Raw genomic sequence first — 210 nt, 5'->3', positions numbered from 1 at the left:
CAAATCAGACTCATCACCAGGAACACGCGGAGTTGTGGGCTCGGTTGGCTTCGTCGGCTCCGTAGGCTCCGTAGGCTTCGTCGGCTCGGTCGGTTCCGTAGGCTTGGTCGGCTCGGTCGGCTCAGTCGGCTCAGTCGGCTCAGTCGAAGTCGTAGTCTCCTCGTCCTTCGGAACAGTCTGGTCCTTATCGTTGATGTCCTTGTGCTCAGC

Annotated in this window: 1 protein-coding gene; it reads right to left on the bottom strand. The window is 60.0% G+C overall.

The window, feature by feature from the left end; all coding sequences use genetic code 11:
- Positions 1 to 210, bottom strand: a 210-nt coding sequence (locus QP363_RS13675; RefSeq protein WP_284764893.1) for a hypothetical protein, incomplete at both ends; no start/stop codon positions are given.

Source organism: Corynebacterium sp. UMB6689, from assembly GCF_030215295.1.
In the GTDB taxonomy this organism is placed as follows: domain Bacteria; phylum Actinomycetota; class Actinomycetes; order Mycobacteriales; family Mycobacteriaceae; genus Corynebacterium; species Corynebacterium aurimucosum.
Note: the sequence above shows the minus strand (reverse complement) of the source record. Positions and strands in the feature narration are given on the sequence as shown.